The organism is Saprospiraceae bacterium (assembly GCA_016713025.1).
Classification (GTDB): domain Bacteria; phylum Bacteroidota; class Bacteroidia; order Chitinophagales; family Saprospiraceae; genus OLB9.
Genome location: JADJPZ010000004.1, coordinates 1139668 through 1156519, shown reverse-complemented (window position 1 = coordinate 1156519; position 16852 = coordinate 1139668). Strand labels below are relative to the sequence as shown.

Here is a 16852-nt window from a genome sequence, read left to right as displayed (position 1 = left end):
TCAAGTATTTGGCTTTCATACTTCATCTTTGGCAATTTAGAGGAATGATATACAAGGAGTCATGTTAATAATTGCTATATTTGCGGCTGTTTTATAACAAATTTGATGGATACAATCATATTTTCAATCTCAGGATTTGATATTACCTTGTTTCAAGTCTTTTTATGTGTATTGGTAATAATTATTGCTTTTTTTCTCTATTTCAGGTTTCAATCCTACAAATTTTTTGATAGTAGTGATGAGCAGCTCAAAAGATTCAACTTAAACGGACTTAAACCAAGGTTGGCAGCTTCATTATTCTTTTTAGCATCTTTGATTATCTCAAGAATCATCAATTTTGATGTCATTTTATTAGGTTACAATGACCTTGAAATTACATTTAGTCAGACATTAGAGATCTTAACACTTTTTAGTGTCGGAGTACTTTTTGACTGGATTATAAGTCACGTAGTGATAAGAAACAGATTCAGAAAAAGAGAAGTGCCTGTAAGAACGTCATTCAGAGATGAAAAAACCAATGAATCAAAAGCTACCAGCCTGGTCCGATATATTGTCTACCTATATGTAGGGCAAATCCTACTAAATAGGATAAATCTGGATGCAATCCTAATGCAACGAACCATCAAGGGCGAACTATTTACCATCCAGATATCTGATATTATGGTCGCCATCATGATTATCCTTGTCGCTAAGGTGATCATTTGGTTTGTTACTCAGATTTCATTGTACAGAATGTATAAAAATAATGATACTGACGAAGGTATTCAATTTGCTATCAATCAATTAGTTTCGTATGTGATATATGTCGTAGCCATAATATTTGCTTTAGATCGTATCGTCTCAGATATGAGCATTATATACGGTGGTGCTGCGGCATTGTTAGTAGGTGTTGGATTGGGGCTTCAACAAACTTTCAATGATTTTTTCTCCGGTTTAGTCTTACTATTTGAACGTTCTGTTATGATTGGGGATATTCTGGAAATAGATGGTCAAGTAGGTCGTGTGATCAAAATAGGACTTAGGGCATCAAGGATAGAAACCAGAAACAGTGTTTCGATGCTGATACCCAACAGCAAATTAGTGAATCAATCAGTGGTAAATTGGACCCACTCTGACAATGTGGTCAGATTTGAAGTAAGCATGATTGTACCTTATGGATCTGATACTTCCCTGATCAAAGAATTGCTATTAAAATCTTTGCAAAACAATAATGAAGTATTAAGTAAACCGGCACCATTTGTCAGATTAAATGACTTTGGAGATAATGGATTATATTTCAGCTTGTACTTCTTTTCTACACAGGTGATGTGGGCAGAAGATGTCAGAAGTCACGTCAGATTTGAAATTGACAGGATCTTTCGGGACAATAATATCATCATTCCTATTCCACAAAGGGAAATAAGAGTTATCCAACCGAAAACCACGGAATGAAGATTATCCTTACAGTGGTGGCTTGTCTTTTTCTTCTCACCATCATCATAGACAAACTTTTGCTTAAATTCAGACCCAATCGTGTACATGACAATAGATGGAAGCTGGGTGGTCTCATAGCATCTTTCCTGTTTTTAATTGTAATGGTGTTTCTATTTTCTAAAAATCCCACAAGTTCCAATATCAATAAACTTGTAATTCCTGTTGCTGCTTTTGTTGTTTTTTTTGACATCTACAGGCGGAGCAGACATTCTAAATAAAAATATTACATTCCATCAATATATCTTTAAGATTGATAATCAATAATTAATACATACGTATAAATAAATATTTAAATTTTAACAAAAAAATATTTATATTTACTTGATTTTTAAAAAAGATTGACAGTATCTTTGCATTTAGAAAAATTCAAGAGGAATTTAATTCTTTCCTGAATAATTTATAACGATGAGGCGAGAGAAAAGGCTCACTGACCCTCAGGCAACCTACAAAAGCAAGGTGCCAATTCCTTCCCGATATTGGGATATATAAATTTAATGAATTAAAAAATGAATCTTCAAAATTCAAAATTCAGGACACTTTCCACTTCTATCCAAGATCAGAATTCTATGTGTTGCTGTTGTTGCTGTTGTTGCAATTGACACATCACATAAATTAAGTTCTTATCATTCAAAAAAAATTGGTTTAGCTTTTTTTAATGTGTTGTAAAACTCAGGGCCCGGGTTTTCTATAACACTATCTTTAATATTTTATTTTTAACAAATTAATTCTTAAAAATCATGTCAAACAACAAAAATTATAAGTTCGAAACCTTACAGTTGCATGCAGGACAACAACCCGACCCTACTACTGGTTCGCGTGCAGTCCCCATTTATCAGACGACTTCATATGTTTTCAAAAATGCTGAACATGGAGCAAACTTATTTGCCCTCAGGGAATTTGGAAATATATTCACACGTATCATGAATCCTACCACCGATGTTTTTGAGCAAAGAATTGCCGCTCTGGAAGGTGGTGTAGCAGCTGTGGCAACGGCGTCCGGTCAGGCAGCACAGTTTCTTGCACTAAACAACATATTGCAGGCAGGTGATAATTTTGTGAGTACATCATTTCTGTATGGTGGTACGTACAATCAGTTTAAAGTTGCTTTCAAGCGCATCGGTATTGATGCCAGATTTGCATCAGGTGACAGCGCTGAAAAATTTGAAGCCTTGATTGATGATAAAACTAAAGCCATATATCTGGAAACGATTGGCAATCCTCAATTCAATATTCCGGATTTTGAAGCAATAGCAGCTGTGGCTAAAAAACATGACATTCCCTTGGTAGTAGATAATACTTTTGGTGCAGCTGGTTATATATTCAGGCCATTTGACCATGGAGCAAATATAGTGACAGCATCTGCGACAAAATGGATCGGAGGTCATGGTACAAGCATAGGTGGAATCATAGTTGATGGAGGAAATTACAACTGGGGCAATGGAAAATTCCCGCAGTTTTCTGAACCATCTGAAGGATATCATGGATTGGTTTTCTCTGATATTTTCGGAATCAACAACCCGCTTGGACTTCCCAATATTGCTTTTGCCATCAGAGTAAGAGTGGAAGGCTTAAGAGATTTTGGGCCTGCGTTGAGTCCATTTAATTCATTTCAACTGATCCAAGGACTTGAAACGCTGTCTTTGAGAGTTCAACGAACCTTAGACAATGCGTTTGAGTTGGCACATTGGCTATCTATCCACCCACAAGTCGAAAATGTGAATTATCCAGGACTTGAAGACAGCAAATACCACAAACTCGCAAAAAAATATCTGAAAAATGGATTTGGCGGAGTGCTGAGCTTCAATTTAAAAGGTGACAAAGCAGATGCCGAGGAGTTTATCAATAGTCTCACCCTTGTGAGCCACCTTGCCAATGTAGGTGATGCTAAAACCCTCATCATACAGCCATCAGCAACTACGCATCAGCAATTGTCGGATATAGAGCAATTGTCCGCCGGCGTTCAACCAAATTTATTGCGAGTATCAGTAGGAATTGAACACATTGATGATATTAAAAACGACTTTATCGATGCATTTAAGGCAGTCAAAACAAATCAGGAAACAAGAAAAGCCAAAGAAAATGTTTTGGCCAATTGATATTATAGTAAACAAGAGCCAGACAGGAAAATTTCAAACCTGTCTGGCTTATGCGATATAGATATTAAAATTTTAGGTTCTATTGACCATTTAATCAACTAAAATCAATAATCGAAGTATTACCAAATTTTAAACTTTCGTATAAAAATTAAAATCTCTTTATGTGGAAACTAAAGGAAACCATAAGTCTGAAAGTGAAAGTCAAGATGCGGCATTAGAAAGTAATCCTATCAATTATTTTCATTATAAAAACAAATTCTTGCTGGAGTCAGGTGAGATCCTCCCCGAAATTACATTGGCATACCATACCTTTGGCAGTATCAATGAGCAAAGGGATAATGTAGTGTGGGTAGTACATGCTCTTACAGCCAATAGCAATCCAATGGAGTGGTGGCCGGGAGTGGTAGGGAAAGGTTGTGTCATCGACCCTGAAAGACACTTTATCATTTGTGCCAATTGTCTGGGCTCACCTTACGGCTCTACCAATGCATTATCTGAAAATCCTGCCACAGGAAACCCATATTTTCATAGTTTTCCTATGGTGACTATCAGAGATATAGCAAAATGCCATGAATTGTTGAGGCTGCACCTTGGTATTGAAAAAATAAGACTACTCACGGGTGCCTCTATGGGCGGCCAACAAGCATTAGAGTGGACTGTGATGTCACCAAATGCTTTTGAATATTGTCTTTTAATAGCTACTAACGCAAAACATTCGCCCTGGGGTATAGCATTCAATGAAAGTCAAAGACTGGCCATCGAAGCCGATCAGACTTGGCTTGAAGACAGACCGGATGCGGGATTAAAAGGTCTCCTGGCAGCAAGATCAATTGCCTTATTAAGTTACAGGTCATCCCAAGGCTATAACAAAACTCAGGTTGATGACGAAGATAAGTTAGATGGTTTCAGGGTAAACTCCTATCAAAGATATCAGGGCCAGAAATTGGTCAACAGATTCGATGCTTTTTCTTACTGGACGCTTTCAAAAGCAATGGACAGTCACAATATAGGAAGAAACAGAGGTGGCATCGAATCAGCCTTATCATCCATAAAAGCCAAAACCACAATACTTGGCATCGAAACTGATATCCTGTTTCCTCTTGAAGAGCAACAATTCCTGTATAGATTTATCCCAAATGCAAGACTTGATGTAATTCACTCAGATCTGGGTCATGACGGTTTTCTAACGGAGAGTACAAAAGTGACTCAGGTAATCAAAGGTGTCATGGGATAGAGTGGAATTTTGTCTTTTGGACGATCCTTCTCAAAAATATGCCTGGATTTATATACTCAAAATAAATTGGTTTGCAAAAAATTCATCTACAATTGTATTCATTTTGAGTATAAAGGCGATAGAATTAATTTATAATAAAGACATGTGTATCATCTTATTTAGAAAAATAAATTCTCGTCGGAATAAGATTTACTTCATCTTAAAAAGGATGTAATGTGTGGTTGTATAAAAATTGCGCAGATAAGGAATGTAAGCCAACAAAGACGGCACTAATCTGCTTTTTAAGCCAAATTTCATCCGGTAGATAGGATTTATAAACCAAAATTGTTCATCAATAACTTCAAACTTTTCATTTTTTAATATACTATGAAGTGTTTCAATGATGATTCCGGTAGACTTGATACTTAAAAGTTCATTGATAGTCGCTTCTGATTCTCCAAAAGACTTGAGTATAAACTTATAAAAAAAACTAGGGAACAAATGAAACCAAGGTAGTTTTTCCAGTAATTTTGTGACACACAATTGCTGATGACCACCGAAAGGCATCCACCATGGCGGATAGGCAAAAAAAATGACTCCCTGTGGCTTTAGAAATAGTTTTAGCCGGTTTATAAATTTAGGTTGATCTGGTATATGTTCGATAACATCCTTGAGGACAATGATGTCAAACAGACTTCCAAATTCTGCTGCAGGGTCATTTATATCATAAATATTCTTATTGATGATAAAAAATCTTCCATCTTCAAGTTCATTTTTCAAAAATAATTTTGCACTTTCATATCGGTAAGATGCTAATTCCACTCCGGTTCCAATATTTCCTTTATCTATAAAGGCCTTCAATACTCCTGCTTCTGCACAACCTATCTCCAAAACCCTTTTACCGCTGCAAGCTCCTGTGTTCCGCTCGATAAAAGGAATGATGTCGTCATGGGTAACAACCCGTTGCATTTCGAAATATCGACTCTTATCACTGTGAAATTCAAACATAAATAGTTATATTTATTGAGCCTTAAATTCTGGTTTCCGTTTTTCAACAAAAGCCCTTGCGCCTTCTTTAGCATCGTCTGAACTAAGGGTTGACCCAAAATCATTATATTCCTGTTCGAAGCCATCGACACCCTTGTCATAATATGCATTGACTAAGCTGATACACTGAGTGACTGCAAGTGGACCTTTTGTGGATATTTTACTTAGAATTTCAAGAGATTTATGTACTTCTTGTCCTGACTCAACAATATGATTTACAAGGCTTAAATGGTGAGCAGTCACAGCATCTACCATATCAGCAGTAAGTAACAACTCGAGCGCTTTACCTTTGCCTATCAACTGAATGAGTCGCTGTGAACCGCCATAGCCAGGTACCAAACCCAAATTAACCTCCGGTTGTCCAAATTTTGCATGATTTCCGGCAACCCTGATGTGACATGCCATCGCAAGTTCGCAACCACCTCCCAAGGCAAAACCATTGACAGCTGCGATCACAGGGACATGGAATCTTTCAATTTTAAATAAAATATCCTGTCCTTTTTTTGACAACATTCTTCCCTGAGTCTGATCTAAAGACGCAAACTCTTTGATATCTGCTCCGGCCACAAAAGCTTTACTACCTGAACCTGTAATCACTATTCCTTTGATGGTATAGTCTTTATTATATCTTGTAAAAAATGTGTCCAATGCATCAAACACATCCTTGTTTAATGCATTGAGAGCATCGGGTCTGTTGATCGTCAAAATATAAAACTGATCTTTCTTTTCAATTAAAAGCACATTATCTTGCATTCGGTGTGAATTATTTAGACGCAAAGATAAAATTGTGGAGGTATATGAAGGCTACTTGAGTGGTCTTTTTCAAGATGGTTAGTAAAAATATCTATATGGTATCATGCAGATGCCAGGCTTCCGGATTGAATATCTTTTTAATTTTTTCTTTATAATCATCAGGCTGATGGGTAGCACAGTTGTATTTTACGCCTACCCTTATCTTGCCATCATGTTCTGACTGATAAGGTGTGTAACCTTTTGATCTTATCCTCTTGACCATCCTTTTGGCATTGTTCTTTTCAATAAATGCACCTACTATAACGATACACTCCTTTGCATCAGATGATTCGACCTTTTTGTTACTTGGATGCGGTGTAACTAAGCTTTTTGGTTCTTTATATTCTGATGGCTCAGACTTTTCAGATTTCAGCTCATTTTCCATCAATACATTGTCTATTTCCTGGTAAATAGAGTCAGTTACTGATAATTTTGGAGAATCAATTGTAATATTGCTGACAGACTCGGTCTTCTGTGGTTTGGAATCAGATAAGAACCATAATAAGATACACAATGCCGTAAGAAGGGCTATGATCACAGGTCCGATAAAGTGTTGCCAATTATCCTTTTTATCAGAGATTTTTTGCTGCAAATAATATTCGAAATTCTCGTCATGAGTGATTTTTTGTCCGGAGAATACATTGACATTCATGTCTTTCAATCCTACATATCTATTGAAGGCCTGATCATCCCTTTCAGTAAATGTTTGATTGGAAATAGTACCCAATTGATCAAGTTCGAAAGCTTCATTTTTTTGAACAGCGATTTTATAGTCATCAGAAATTAGTTTTTCAAGTAACGCAGCTTCTTCTTTATTCAAACCACTTTCTATTAACAATGATGCAAATTCAACATCTTTGTCTACATTGGGTGAAAAATAGACACCTGTAGAAGGTGCATATAAAACTTGTCGGTTTTCATTGAATTTAGCTGAAATTTTCCTGAGATAAAACGTACCAATCTCCCGCACAGCTACACTGCCATGTTCCATGAGCATCTGGTAAATATATCTTGAATAAACTCTATTTTGCATGCAATAGTGCTAAACTAACATTAAGATATAGAAATAATTGTGCCAAATCCAAGAATGTTAACAAAAAGTAGATAGGTTTGCGAAAATTATTACAATTTTTGTTTACAAATATTCAAGTATAAAGAAACAAAGTCAATTATAATCCTTTTCTATGTCCATTTGTTTATGCTTCTATATTAATTTCGGAAAAAATGGAATGCTCTCTAAATAGATCATAATGAAATATTTATCATATGGTGTGATGATTTACATGCTTTTAGCCTTGATATGGTGGACAGTACTCCTATCAAAAAACAATGAATTGCTTTTCAATAGAAATTTGGAAGTTCAAAATATTCAAATACTAGATATAGCGGGACTTTCTGATCAGGATAAGGTCACTTATAACAGGATAAAGGATGAGTATCAGACAAAAAAACACATGATTTTCGGAGAAGGACTAGTTTTTGGTATCTCATTGATCATCGGGATGTGGTTGATTCAGAAGGCTTATAATAAAGAGATTGAAAACAATAAAAAGCAAAAAAACTTTCTACTTTCTATCACCCATGAACTGAAAACACCCATCACATCCATAGGACTCATTTCTGAAACGCTGATCAGAAGAAAGTTAAATCCGGATGCGCAGGCCCACATGCTGGAAAGTATCAATATTGAGAACAAAAGACTTGAAACATTAGTATCTAATTTGTTGATGGCTACACAATTAGACAATAATTATAATTTCAATTTCGAAAAAGTATCACCTTCAGGGCTTCTTGAAAAAATAAAACAAACCATTTCAATTACATTTCCTGAAGTCCGGATTGATTTAAACCAAAAGGAAGAAATTCAAGAAATCGAATGTGATGCAGAATCTATCATTTCCGTTTTCTCCAATATCATACAAAATAGTATAAAGTATTCTGAATCACCCGCCATTATTCAGATTGACATAAAAAATTATAAAACACAGGTTGAAATTATTTTTTCAGATCAGGGATCGGGTATTCCTGAAAACGAAAAAACTAAAGTTTTGCAACAGTTTTACAGAATAGGAAATGAAGATACCAGAAAAACAAATGGTACCGGACTGGGTTTATATATCGTAAAAAAAATAGTGGATGGACATAAAGGAAGCATCGTCATAAAAGATAATGTACCACATGGGACGTCCATCTCTATCCTACTTCCAATAAATCAAAACCCATGAGAATATTATTAGTCGAAGACGAAGAGCACATCAGAAAAGTGATCAAGGTCAATCTGGAGATAGAAGGTTATGAAGTCATTGCGACCGATAATGGAAGAAAAGCACTTGAAATAATTGAAAATCAACACTTTGAACTTCTTATATTAGATGTCATGCTGCCTGAAGTCAATGGTTTCCAGATTTGCGAACAAGTCAGGTTGAGAAATCCTGAAGTCGGCATTGTTATCGTTTCAGCTAAAGATACATCTACGGACAGAATTACAGGATTGAAACTCGGTGCTGATGATTACCTGACTAAACCATTTAATCTTGAAGAGTTATTGCTGAGGGTAGACAAAATCATCAAAAGGAAATCGAGCGAAAATGCAAAGGAAGCCCGATCGTATAGTTGGCATGGCAATAAAATAGATTTTATAACCTATCAGGCATCAGGGATCAATCATACTGTGACAATGACAAAAAAGGAAGCCCTACTTTTAAAATTACTCATTGAAAGAAAAAATGAAGTAGTATCCAGACAGCAGATCCTACAGACTGTTTGGGGTTATGATGTTTTCCCTTCTACTAGAACAATTGATAATTTTATCTTGTCCTTTCGCAAGTATTTTGAACCCGACCCTAAATGCCCTGTATATTTTCATTCGGTAAGAGGGATTGGATATCGGTTTACACCTGAAACTTCCTGATGTAATCATCAATATAATTATCCTTATGTTTGCTCCGATATTGCATGATGTATCTAGGATGTTCAAGCGGTATTATTTCTTTGAAAAAATGGAACTGACTGTTCAGCTTGTTTAAATAATGGTAATTTTTGCCTGTTCCGAGACAATAGCAAATATCAGATTTCTCCGCAATGGAAATTTGAGTTCTTATATTATTGATAATAAAATCCCTCACGGCTGATTCAAGTTCTTTCGAATCATAGTAGTTGTAATTTATTGGTTTTCCGGCATTTACTTTAACAAATCCTAATGGACAGACAGAATTAATGTAAAATCGCCGATAAAATTTTTCAGCACCTCCATAGGCTTTGATCATTTCATAGATAAAAACCGAAGAAGGTTCATGTGTTGAAAATTTATCATGATGGATACCACATCCATCAAAGAGCCGTTTGGTATCGGTAAAAGGAATGCCAGTCGCTCCTGCTCCCAACCTTCCGGGATTGATACCCAAAATCAGTGCGCGAGGCTGATTATCATTATAAAATTTCATGTAAAACGACAAGCAAATATTCCGAATATCTTCATTCTCTCTATAAGGATTCATGATGCGAATCCCATCCGGTAATGCACCGTCATATTCCACTCTTGCAAGAAAATGAAGTATTTTGTCAGCAATTGTCAATGTGGTGTAGGAAAATTGTACAGAATTAATAGAGTCGGGACGACTGGATTCGAACCAGCGACCCCTAGCACCCCATGCTAGTGCGCTACCAGGCTGCGCTACGTCCCGAATGAAGTGCAAATGTAGTAAATATCTTCAGGCTTTAACAACTTTAGAGAACTTCATTTTGTACAATATTTGTAATGTATTGATAATAAACTGATTAATTGATGTCATTTCATTACCAAAAAATTGCTTTCACTATTTATGAATAATTTAACTATGAGAATCCATACTAAAATATCAAACAAATCATCTTTTATGTATAAGTTCTGAAATATCTTATCCTGCAACACATCAATTGCCAAAAAAAAACGTTTTATCTTCATCATTAACTATATCTGATCAATGAAAACCATATCCTTAATTTTTACAATACTTATGGCACTTCAATCCAACCAACCAAATCTCAAAGACTATGATTACGATAGAGCATGGAAGGAAGTTGAAAAGTCTATCAATGATGGGCTTCCTAAATCTGCACTGACCAAAGTGGAGGAAATATTAAAAGTAGCTACTGAGGAAAAGAATGATCCCCAGTTTGCCAAAAGTATCATCTATATTGCCCGTCTTTCTATACAGACGGATGAAAAAGGCATAGAAAAGTCCATCGATCGACTGGAAGAAATCATCAAAACCATAGACAGGCCGGTAAAATATATTGCTGCTTCATACTTAGCTGAGTTGTACCAAAGGTATTTTGACAATTACAGATGGGAAATCTCACAAAGATCTGATATAGTGGGAGATAAAGCCACCGATTTTCGCACATGGACTACTCAGCAATTTTTAACCACGATCGAAAAATGGTATCTCTTTTCGATTGAAAATAAAAAAGCCATCAATATACCTGTAGATCAATTTAAGGCTGTTCTGAATAAATTTGACAGAGACGCCGTAAAATTCAGACCAACGCTGTATGAATTGCTTGCAGACAGAGCATTTGCATTTTTCAATTCATATGATAATTACGTCAGTGAAAACAGTGAAAGCTTTCAGATAGATCAGGAGTGGTATTTTGCTGATAATGAAGTGTTTTCAAAAAAATCAATAGAAAGCAACGACAAGTATTCCAGAATGTTTAAAGTTTTAAGTCTATCTCAGGATATACTGAAAACTCAAATTCAGAACAATAATAAATCGGCACTTACAGATTATGATTTAAGTCGCCTTGAGTATGTTTACAGAAATTCAACCCTGGAAAATAAAAAAGCACTTTATAAAAAATCGCTTGAAAATCTTGCCGAAGCGATAAAAGATGATGAAATGTACCCTGATGTGGTATCCGTATTAGCCAATTTTTTGATTTTGGAAAAAGAGTTTAATGTCAAAAATACCGATATCCTGAAACTCTGTGAAAACGCCATTAAAAAATTTCCTGCATCAAAGGGCGCAGCAAAATGTCAAAATATCATTGCCGAAATCAAATCTCCTTATCTACAGTTATACGGAGAAAATATATATCCATCGAAAAAGCCTATCCTGTATGCCATTGAACATAAAAACATCAAGAATGTCAGGATAGAAACAGTAAAACTTGGAAGTGATTTTGATGAAAAATTCAATAACAAAGATCAACAGCAAATTAAAGAATTTCTGCTCAAAGCAAAAAAACTAAGTGCTGCAAATCATACTTTCAAATTGAATCCTGAGTTGATCAAAGAAAAAACTGAACTTTACATCGAGCCACAAAAGTATGGAACCTATGCCTTAGTGGTATATGACAATCAGGATAAAGGAAACCAATCATTTCAATACATCATATATCAGGTATCTGATTTAGCATATACGACATATCGGGTAGACAATAAAAGAGTATTAATAGTCACTGACAGAACAGACGGAGCTCCAATTAAAGGTGTGAAAGTGTCTATCCTTACTCAAAATTACAACCCCGGCAACCGTCGATTTGAGTTTATCAGGTCCAATGAATATATTTCCAACAAAGACGGCAGAGTAAACATCAATGAACAAAATGATCAAAATATAAAATTTGTCTTATCGCATAAATCCGACATCCTGGATCTCAATCAGTATCATTATAACTATATGAGACAGGACAACAATGAAAATAAATTTGCTGAATTTTTCACTGACAGATCCATTTACAGACCTGGGCAGATTATTTATTTCAAAGCTATCCTGCTTAAAAATGATAAAAATCAGGTTCCGAACATCATTCCAAACACAGCCATCGAAGTCATATTTCGGGATGCGAACTATCAGGAAATATCAAAACAGCGATTGACATCCAATGAGTTTGGCTCTCTGAACGGCAGCTTTACCATTCCTGCCGGCAGGCTCAACGGTATGTACTCTATAACTATACAAACTCCCGATGGTATTCATGGTCAAAAAGCAGTCAATGTGGAAGAATATAAAAGACCTACTTTTGAAGTCACTATAGATCCACTCACTGGAGAATACAATCTAATGGATAAAATCAAAGTAACAGGAAAAGCCCAAACCCTGGCAGGAAGTAATGTAGACGGAGGATTAGTGAAATATAAAGTAGTCAAATCTGTAAGGTATCCAAGTTGGGGTTGGTGGTGGAGACTACCCTATCCCTCCGAAGATTTTATTGTATCTCAAGGCGAAACCCAGAGTAAAGATGATGGCAGTTTTATTTTTGAATTTGAAGCCATACCTGACAAAAAAGTAGACAGAAAAACAAACCCTGTATTTAGCTACCGGATCGATGTGGATGTGACAGACCAACGAGGAGAAACGAGAACTATACAATCTATGGTGTCGGCAGGATACACCGCTTTTTCATTATCAATCAATGCCGGAAAAAACATTGATATCGATGAACTAAAACCATATAAAGTCAAAGCAATCAATCACAATGACCAATCCATTAATGTCAAAGGCACTATCAAAGTATCCCTCCTGCAAGCTCCTAAAACAGTCAAGATAAATAAATACTGGGAAGGAAAAGTAGATTTCCCTCTTTCTCGTAACGTTGCTGAAAAACTTTTCCCTCAATTCCCATCAAGTCCTGAAGCAGATTTTTCAACCTGGCCTGTAGCCAAACAAGTGCTTTCTTCTGGTTTTAGCACTCAGGATTCCTTAGACTTGAGTAAAGTTTTATCTCCCGGGGTATATAAGATTGAAATGGAAAGTCAGGACAAAAATCAACAAAAAGTAGCTTCTGAACAATACATTGTAGTAACAAATTTTGAAAAGGGAATCTTCCCTACCTCCGATTATGTATTCTACAAACTCAATCAAACCACTGCAGAACCAGGTCAAAAAATATCGATCAGCGCGGGAGCTTCTGAAAAACCGGTTTTTATTCACTACATTATAGAAAAAGATAGCAGGTTGATTGCTGAAAACACTCTGAAAGTGGATGAAAAGTCTGAAATAACTCTACCCGTCATGGAAGCGTACCGAGGCGGCGTTAATGTAAAATTGGTGTATATTATGAGCAATCGGACGTTTACTCAGTCTTATTTCATAAATGTACCATGGACCAACAAGCAGTTGGATATCACATACGAAACATTCAGAGATAAAACATTGCCGGGTAGTAAGGAAGAATATCGAATCAAAATTTCCGGTAAAAACAAAGATAAAGTTGCAGCCGAACTTGTCGCCGGTATGTATGATGCTTCATTGGACCAGTTCATTTCTCATACATGGCGTACTACCTATTATCCCCAATCCTACGCGGCTGTACATATGGAAGTACCCGGATTTCACATGGTCAATGGACGGTACTACAGTTACAATCCATCAGGTACAGCTCAAATCACAGATTGGAAGTACCCCGAATTGTTGCCTTTGATGGATGCTTATGGTGGCAGAGGAGACATATTGATGTCCAAGGCAATGCGTACTGCAGGAGTACCCGAAAGTGCAGATATGATGTTGGAACAAGCAGCTGACTCCGCTCCGGCACCTGCAGACCAGGAGAATGCCGCCAAGACTGGTAATCCAGACCAAACATCATCACCAGACAAATATCCTGCAGAGACCATCTTGCTAAGACAAAATCTGAAAGAGACAGTTTTTTTCTTTCCAGAATTAAAGACTGATGCAGAAGGAAACATTATCCTCGCTTTCACCATAAATGAAGCACTTACTAAGTGGAAGTTGATGACATTTGCGCACACCAAAGATTTCAAATTCGGATACGATGAAAGATTCGTGCGTACTCAAAAAAATCTTATGGTCTTCCCTAACGCACCAAGATTTATGAGAGACGGAGACAAGATATCATTTTCTGCCAAAGTTACTAATATGACGGAAGGTACTTTGAGCGGAAAAGCCACCCTTCGTATTCTTGATGCTATCAGCATGAAAGATATCACTTCAGAACTTGTAAAAACCCCTCCAGATCAAAAATTCACAATAACCAAGGGGCTATCAAGTGGCTTGTCATGGGATCTTATCATACCTGAAAATCAATATCAGGCCATCACATACAGGATCACTGCAGAAGCTGACGGTCACAGTGATGGTGAAGAAAATACGTTGCCTGTGATCACAAACAATGTGCTCGTCACAGAATCTATGCCCATCTGGGTCAAAGGCAAAGAAACAAGAGTATTTAGCTTCAATGCTTTTAAAAACAATAACAGTTCAACCAAAAAAGATTTCAGATATACATTTGAATATACTTCCAATCCCGTTTGGTATGCCATTCAGGCACTTCCTTATTTATCCAGTAACAACCATTCCGGCACTCAGGCCCTCATAGACAGATATTATGCCAATGCATTGTCTTCCGGGATTGCCAACGCACATCCAAGAATTAAATCAATCATGGATCAGTGGCAGATGAAAGATAAAGATGCATTGATAAGCAATCTTTCAAAAAATCAGGAATTAAAAAATGCTTTATTGGAGGAAACACCTTGGGTAAATCAGGCCATGTCTGAGTCAGAGCAGAAAAGAAATATTGCCATCCTTTTTGATATCAATAAAATGGCTGAGGAAAGACAAAATACCATTAAAAAGCTTGCTGAAAGACAACTTTCCAACGGGGGCTTCCCTTGGTTCCCCGGAGGCAGAGATGATATATATACGACTCAAAACGTCATGGAAAATCTAGGACATCTAAGATTTCTTGGAGTATTGGATTCCAAAAACCCTGAAATGGACAACATCATATCCACAGCGCTGCTGTATATGGATGTAATGCTTGCTGAAAGATACACCAAACTCAAAGCAGAGATGGCAAGGACTAAAGGCAATATCGACGATGACCATTTGGATGAGTTATCGGTGCACTATCTGTATGTAAAAACATTTTTCCCTCACGTGAAGGTTAGTCCAGGTACTTCAGAAGCCCGAGATTATTATTTTGGACAGGCCAAAAAGTACTGGACCAAAAGAAGTCTATATATTCAGGCTATGATTGGCCTTATATTGCATAGAAATGATGACAATTCGGTTTCAAACATTATAAAGTCGCTTCGAGAAAAATCATTTAAAAACGATGAATTGGGCATGTACTGGAATGAAGGCAATGGTTTCTATTGGCACCAGCTTCCTATTGAGCGTCACGCATTGTTGATCGAATTGTTTTCCGAAGCGTCTACTGATGGGAATGAAGTGGATCAGATGAAAATATGGTTGCTTAAAAATAAACAAACCAACCATTGGAAAACATCAAAGTCCACAGCATCAGCCATTTATGCTTTATTGGTTAAAGGAGAAAAAGCGGGAATTTCAACCTGGATCACTGAAAACAATACTCCACAACTCTCGGTAGGAAAAGACAATCTAAAAGCTGAAGTATCAAGTGTTGAAGCAGGAACAGGTTATCTTAAAAAAACCTATACACCTGAAAATATCACAAAAGATTTGGCAACAATAAAAGTTAGCAACCAGAATAAATCTATTGCCTGGGGAGCGGCGTACTATCAGTATTTTGAACAAGCAGATAAGATAAAATCTTTTTCAGACACTCCTTTAAAACTAAACAAAAAGCTTTACAAAGTCATAAAAACATCAAAAGGGGATAAAATTGAAGAAATCACCTCCGCTACCGGCCTTCAGCCAGGTGACAGAATAAAAGTCCGCATTGAATTAAGAGTAGACAGGGATATGGAATATGTGCATATGAAGGATATGAGAGCCAGTGGATTTGAGCCGGAAAATATTATTTCTCAATACAAATACCAGGGCCAGTTAGGTTATTATGAAACAACTAAAGATATGGCGTCGCATTTTTACTTCAACTACCTCCCAAAAGGAACTTTTGTATTTGAATACCCGGTGATATGTGTGCACAAAGGAGATTTTTCAGCTGGTATTACCACTATTGAGTCTATGTATGCACCTGAATTCAAAAGTCATAGTGAAGGAGTAAGAATTAAAGTCAGGTAGTAATGCTTGCATTATTCTTTTTTGTTTGAAAAATGAGTGTATTTTTCCTTAAAAGAATTTCGACTTTAATGGTAAAACCATACATTATTTTGGATCATTCATTGATTAGTGATGATTATATCTGACTTCATGAGTGAAATAAATAACTAAAAATTTTCAAGGTACAAAACTGTCAATTTTTTACTGGGACTTTTGATATTTAGGATTTGATAGCTAAAACTTTGACAGGATTTTTGAGTTATTTCCTTTACAACTACCTATTCAGAACTTTGGAA

At 36.3% G+C, this 16852-nt stretch carries 11 protein-coding genes, 1 tRNA gene and 1 riboswitch; of the genes, 7 read left to right on the top strand and 5 right to left on the bottom strand.

Annotated features, from left to right (window positions below; genetic code table 11):
- Window positions 1-105 precede the first annotated feature (105 nt).
- From IPK35_11340 to metX, 4 genes are all read left to right on the top strand, one after another.
- On the top strand, window positions 106-1431 hold the full coding sequence (locus tag IPK35_11340; protein MBK8053833.1) for a mechanosensitive ion channel: 1326 nt from the start codon (window positions 106-108) through the stop codon (window positions 1429-1431).
- The gene (locus tag IPK35_11335) at window positions 1428-1691 is read left to right on the top strand and encodes a hypothetical protein (protein ID MBK8053832.1); all 264 of its coding nucleotides are present in this window, start codon (window positions 1428-1430) and stop codon (window positions 1689-1691) included. Before IPK35_11340 ends, IPK35_11335 begins: the two co-directional genes overlap by 4 nt.
- A 176-nt stretch (window positions 1692-1867) precedes the next feature.
- A riboswitch (SAM riboswitch) is annotated at window positions 1868-1965 on the top strand.
- A 245-nt stretch (window positions 1966-2210) separates the two neighbouring features.
- Window positions 2211-3569: an O-acetylhomoserine aminocarboxypropyltransferase/cysteine synthase gene (locus IPK35_11330; protein ID MBK8053831.1), complete on the top strand. Its 1359-nt coding sequence runs from the start codon at window positions 2211-2213 to the stop codon at window positions 3567-3569.
- 229 nt (window positions 3570-3798) lie between these two features.
- Window positions 3799-4803 carry a homoserine O-acetyltransferase gene (gene metX / locus IPK35_11325; GenBank protein MBK8053830.1) on the top strand — a complete coding sequence of 335 codons (1005 nt, stop codon included), beginning with the start codon at window positions 3799-3801 and terminating at the stop codon, window positions 4801-4803.
- A 189-nt stretch (window positions 4804-4992) separates the two neighbouring features.
- Here metX and IPK35_11320 read toward each other — a convergent pair whose 3' ends face one another.
- The 3 genes from IPK35_11320 to IPK35_11310 form a co-directional block, all read right to left on the bottom strand.
- Window positions 4993-5790 (bottom strand): class I SAM-dependent methyltransferase, encoded by a 798-nt coding sequence (locus tag IPK35_11320; protein MBK8053829.1) that lies wholly within the window; start codon window positions 5788-5790, stop codon window positions 4993-4995.
- Window positions 5791-5802: 12 nt separating this feature from the next.
- Window positions 5803-6582, bottom strand: coding sequence for an enoyl-CoA hydratase/isomerase family protein (locus tag IPK35_11315; GenBank protein ID MBK8053828.1), 780 nt, complete (start codon window positions 6580-6582; stop codon window positions 5803-5805).
- Between the two features lie 91 nt (window positions 6583-6673).
- A complete protein-coding gene (locus tag IPK35_11310; GenBank protein ID MBK8053827.1) occupies window positions 6674-7654 on the bottom strand; it encodes a hypothetical protein in 981 nt (326 codons plus the stop codon).
- A gap of 217 nt (window positions 7655-7871) precedes the next feature.
- Between IPK35_11310 and IPK35_11305 the strand changes: the two genes are divergently transcribed.
- Both IPK35_11305 and IPK35_11300 read left to right on the top strand, forming a co-directional pair.
- Complete coding sequence (locus IPK35_11305; protein ID MBK8053826.1) at window positions 7872-8846, top strand: HAMP domain-containing histidine kinase; 975 nt, start codon at window positions 7872-7874, stop codon at window positions 8844-8846.
- Window positions 8843-9532, top strand: a complete 690-nt coding sequence (locus IPK35_11300; GenBank protein MBK8053825.1) for a response regulator transcription factor — start codon at window positions 8843-8845, stop codon at window positions 9530-9532. Before IPK35_11305 ends, IPK35_11300 begins: the two co-directional genes overlap by 4 nt.
- Here IPK35_11300 and IPK35_11295 read toward each other — a convergent pair.
- Complete coding sequence (locus IPK35_11295) at window positions 9513-10196, bottom strand: DUF4918 family protein (GenBank protein ID MBK8053824.1); 684 nt, start codon at window positions 10194-10196, stop codon at window positions 9513-9515. The two genes, IPK35_11300 and IPK35_11295, sit on opposite strands and share 20 nt — an antisense overlap.
- A 34-nt stretch (window positions 10197-10230) precedes the next feature.
- Window positions 10231-10304, bottom strand: a tRNA-Pro gene (locus IPK35_11290).
- A gap of 279 nt (window positions 10305-10583) precedes the next feature.
- Between IPK35_11290 and IPK35_11285 the strand changes: the two genes are divergently transcribed.
- A complete protein-coding gene (locus tag IPK35_11285; GenBank protein MBK8053823.1) occupies window positions 10584-16577 on the top strand; it encodes a hypothetical protein in 5994 nt (1997 codons plus the stop codon).
- Window positions 16578-16852: the final 275 nt, after the last annotated feature.

Bases quoted from the DNA above. Each gene is read 5' to 3' on its own strand.
- IPK35_11340 (MBK8053833.1), top strand. From the start codon at position 106: ATGGATACAATCATATTTTCAATCTCAGGATTTGATATTACCTTGTTT.
- IPK35_11335 (MBK8053832.1), top strand. From the start codon at position 1,428: ATGAAGATTATCCTTACAGTGGTGGCTTGTCTTTTTCTTCTCACCATC.
- IPK35_11330 (MBK8053831.1), top strand. From the start codon at position 2,211: ATGTCAAACAACAAAAATTATAAGTTCGAAACCTTACAGTTGCATGCA.
- IPK35_11320 (MBK8053829.1), bottom strand. From the start codon at position 5,790: ATGTTTGAATTTCACAGTGATAAGAGTCGATATTTCGAAATGCAACGG.
- IPK35_11315 (MBK8053828.1), bottom strand. From the start codon at position 6,582: ATGCAAGATAATGTGCTTTTAATTGAAAAGAAAGATCAGTTTTATATT.
- IPK35_11310 (MBK8053827.1), bottom strand. From the start codon at position 7,654: ATGCAAAATAGAGTTTATTCAAGATATATTTACCAGATGCTCATGGAA.
- IPK35_11305 (MBK8053826.1), top strand. From the start codon at position 7,872: ATGAAATATTTATCATATGGTGTGATGATTTACATGCTTTTAGCCTTG.
- IPK35_11300 (MBK8053825.1), top strand. From the start codon at position 8,843: ATGAGAATATTATTAGTCGAAGACGAAGAGCACATCAGAAAAGTGATC.
- IPK35_11285 (MBK8053823.1), top strand. From the start codon at position 10,584: ATGAAAACCATATCCTTAATTTTTACAATACTTATGGCACTTCAATCC.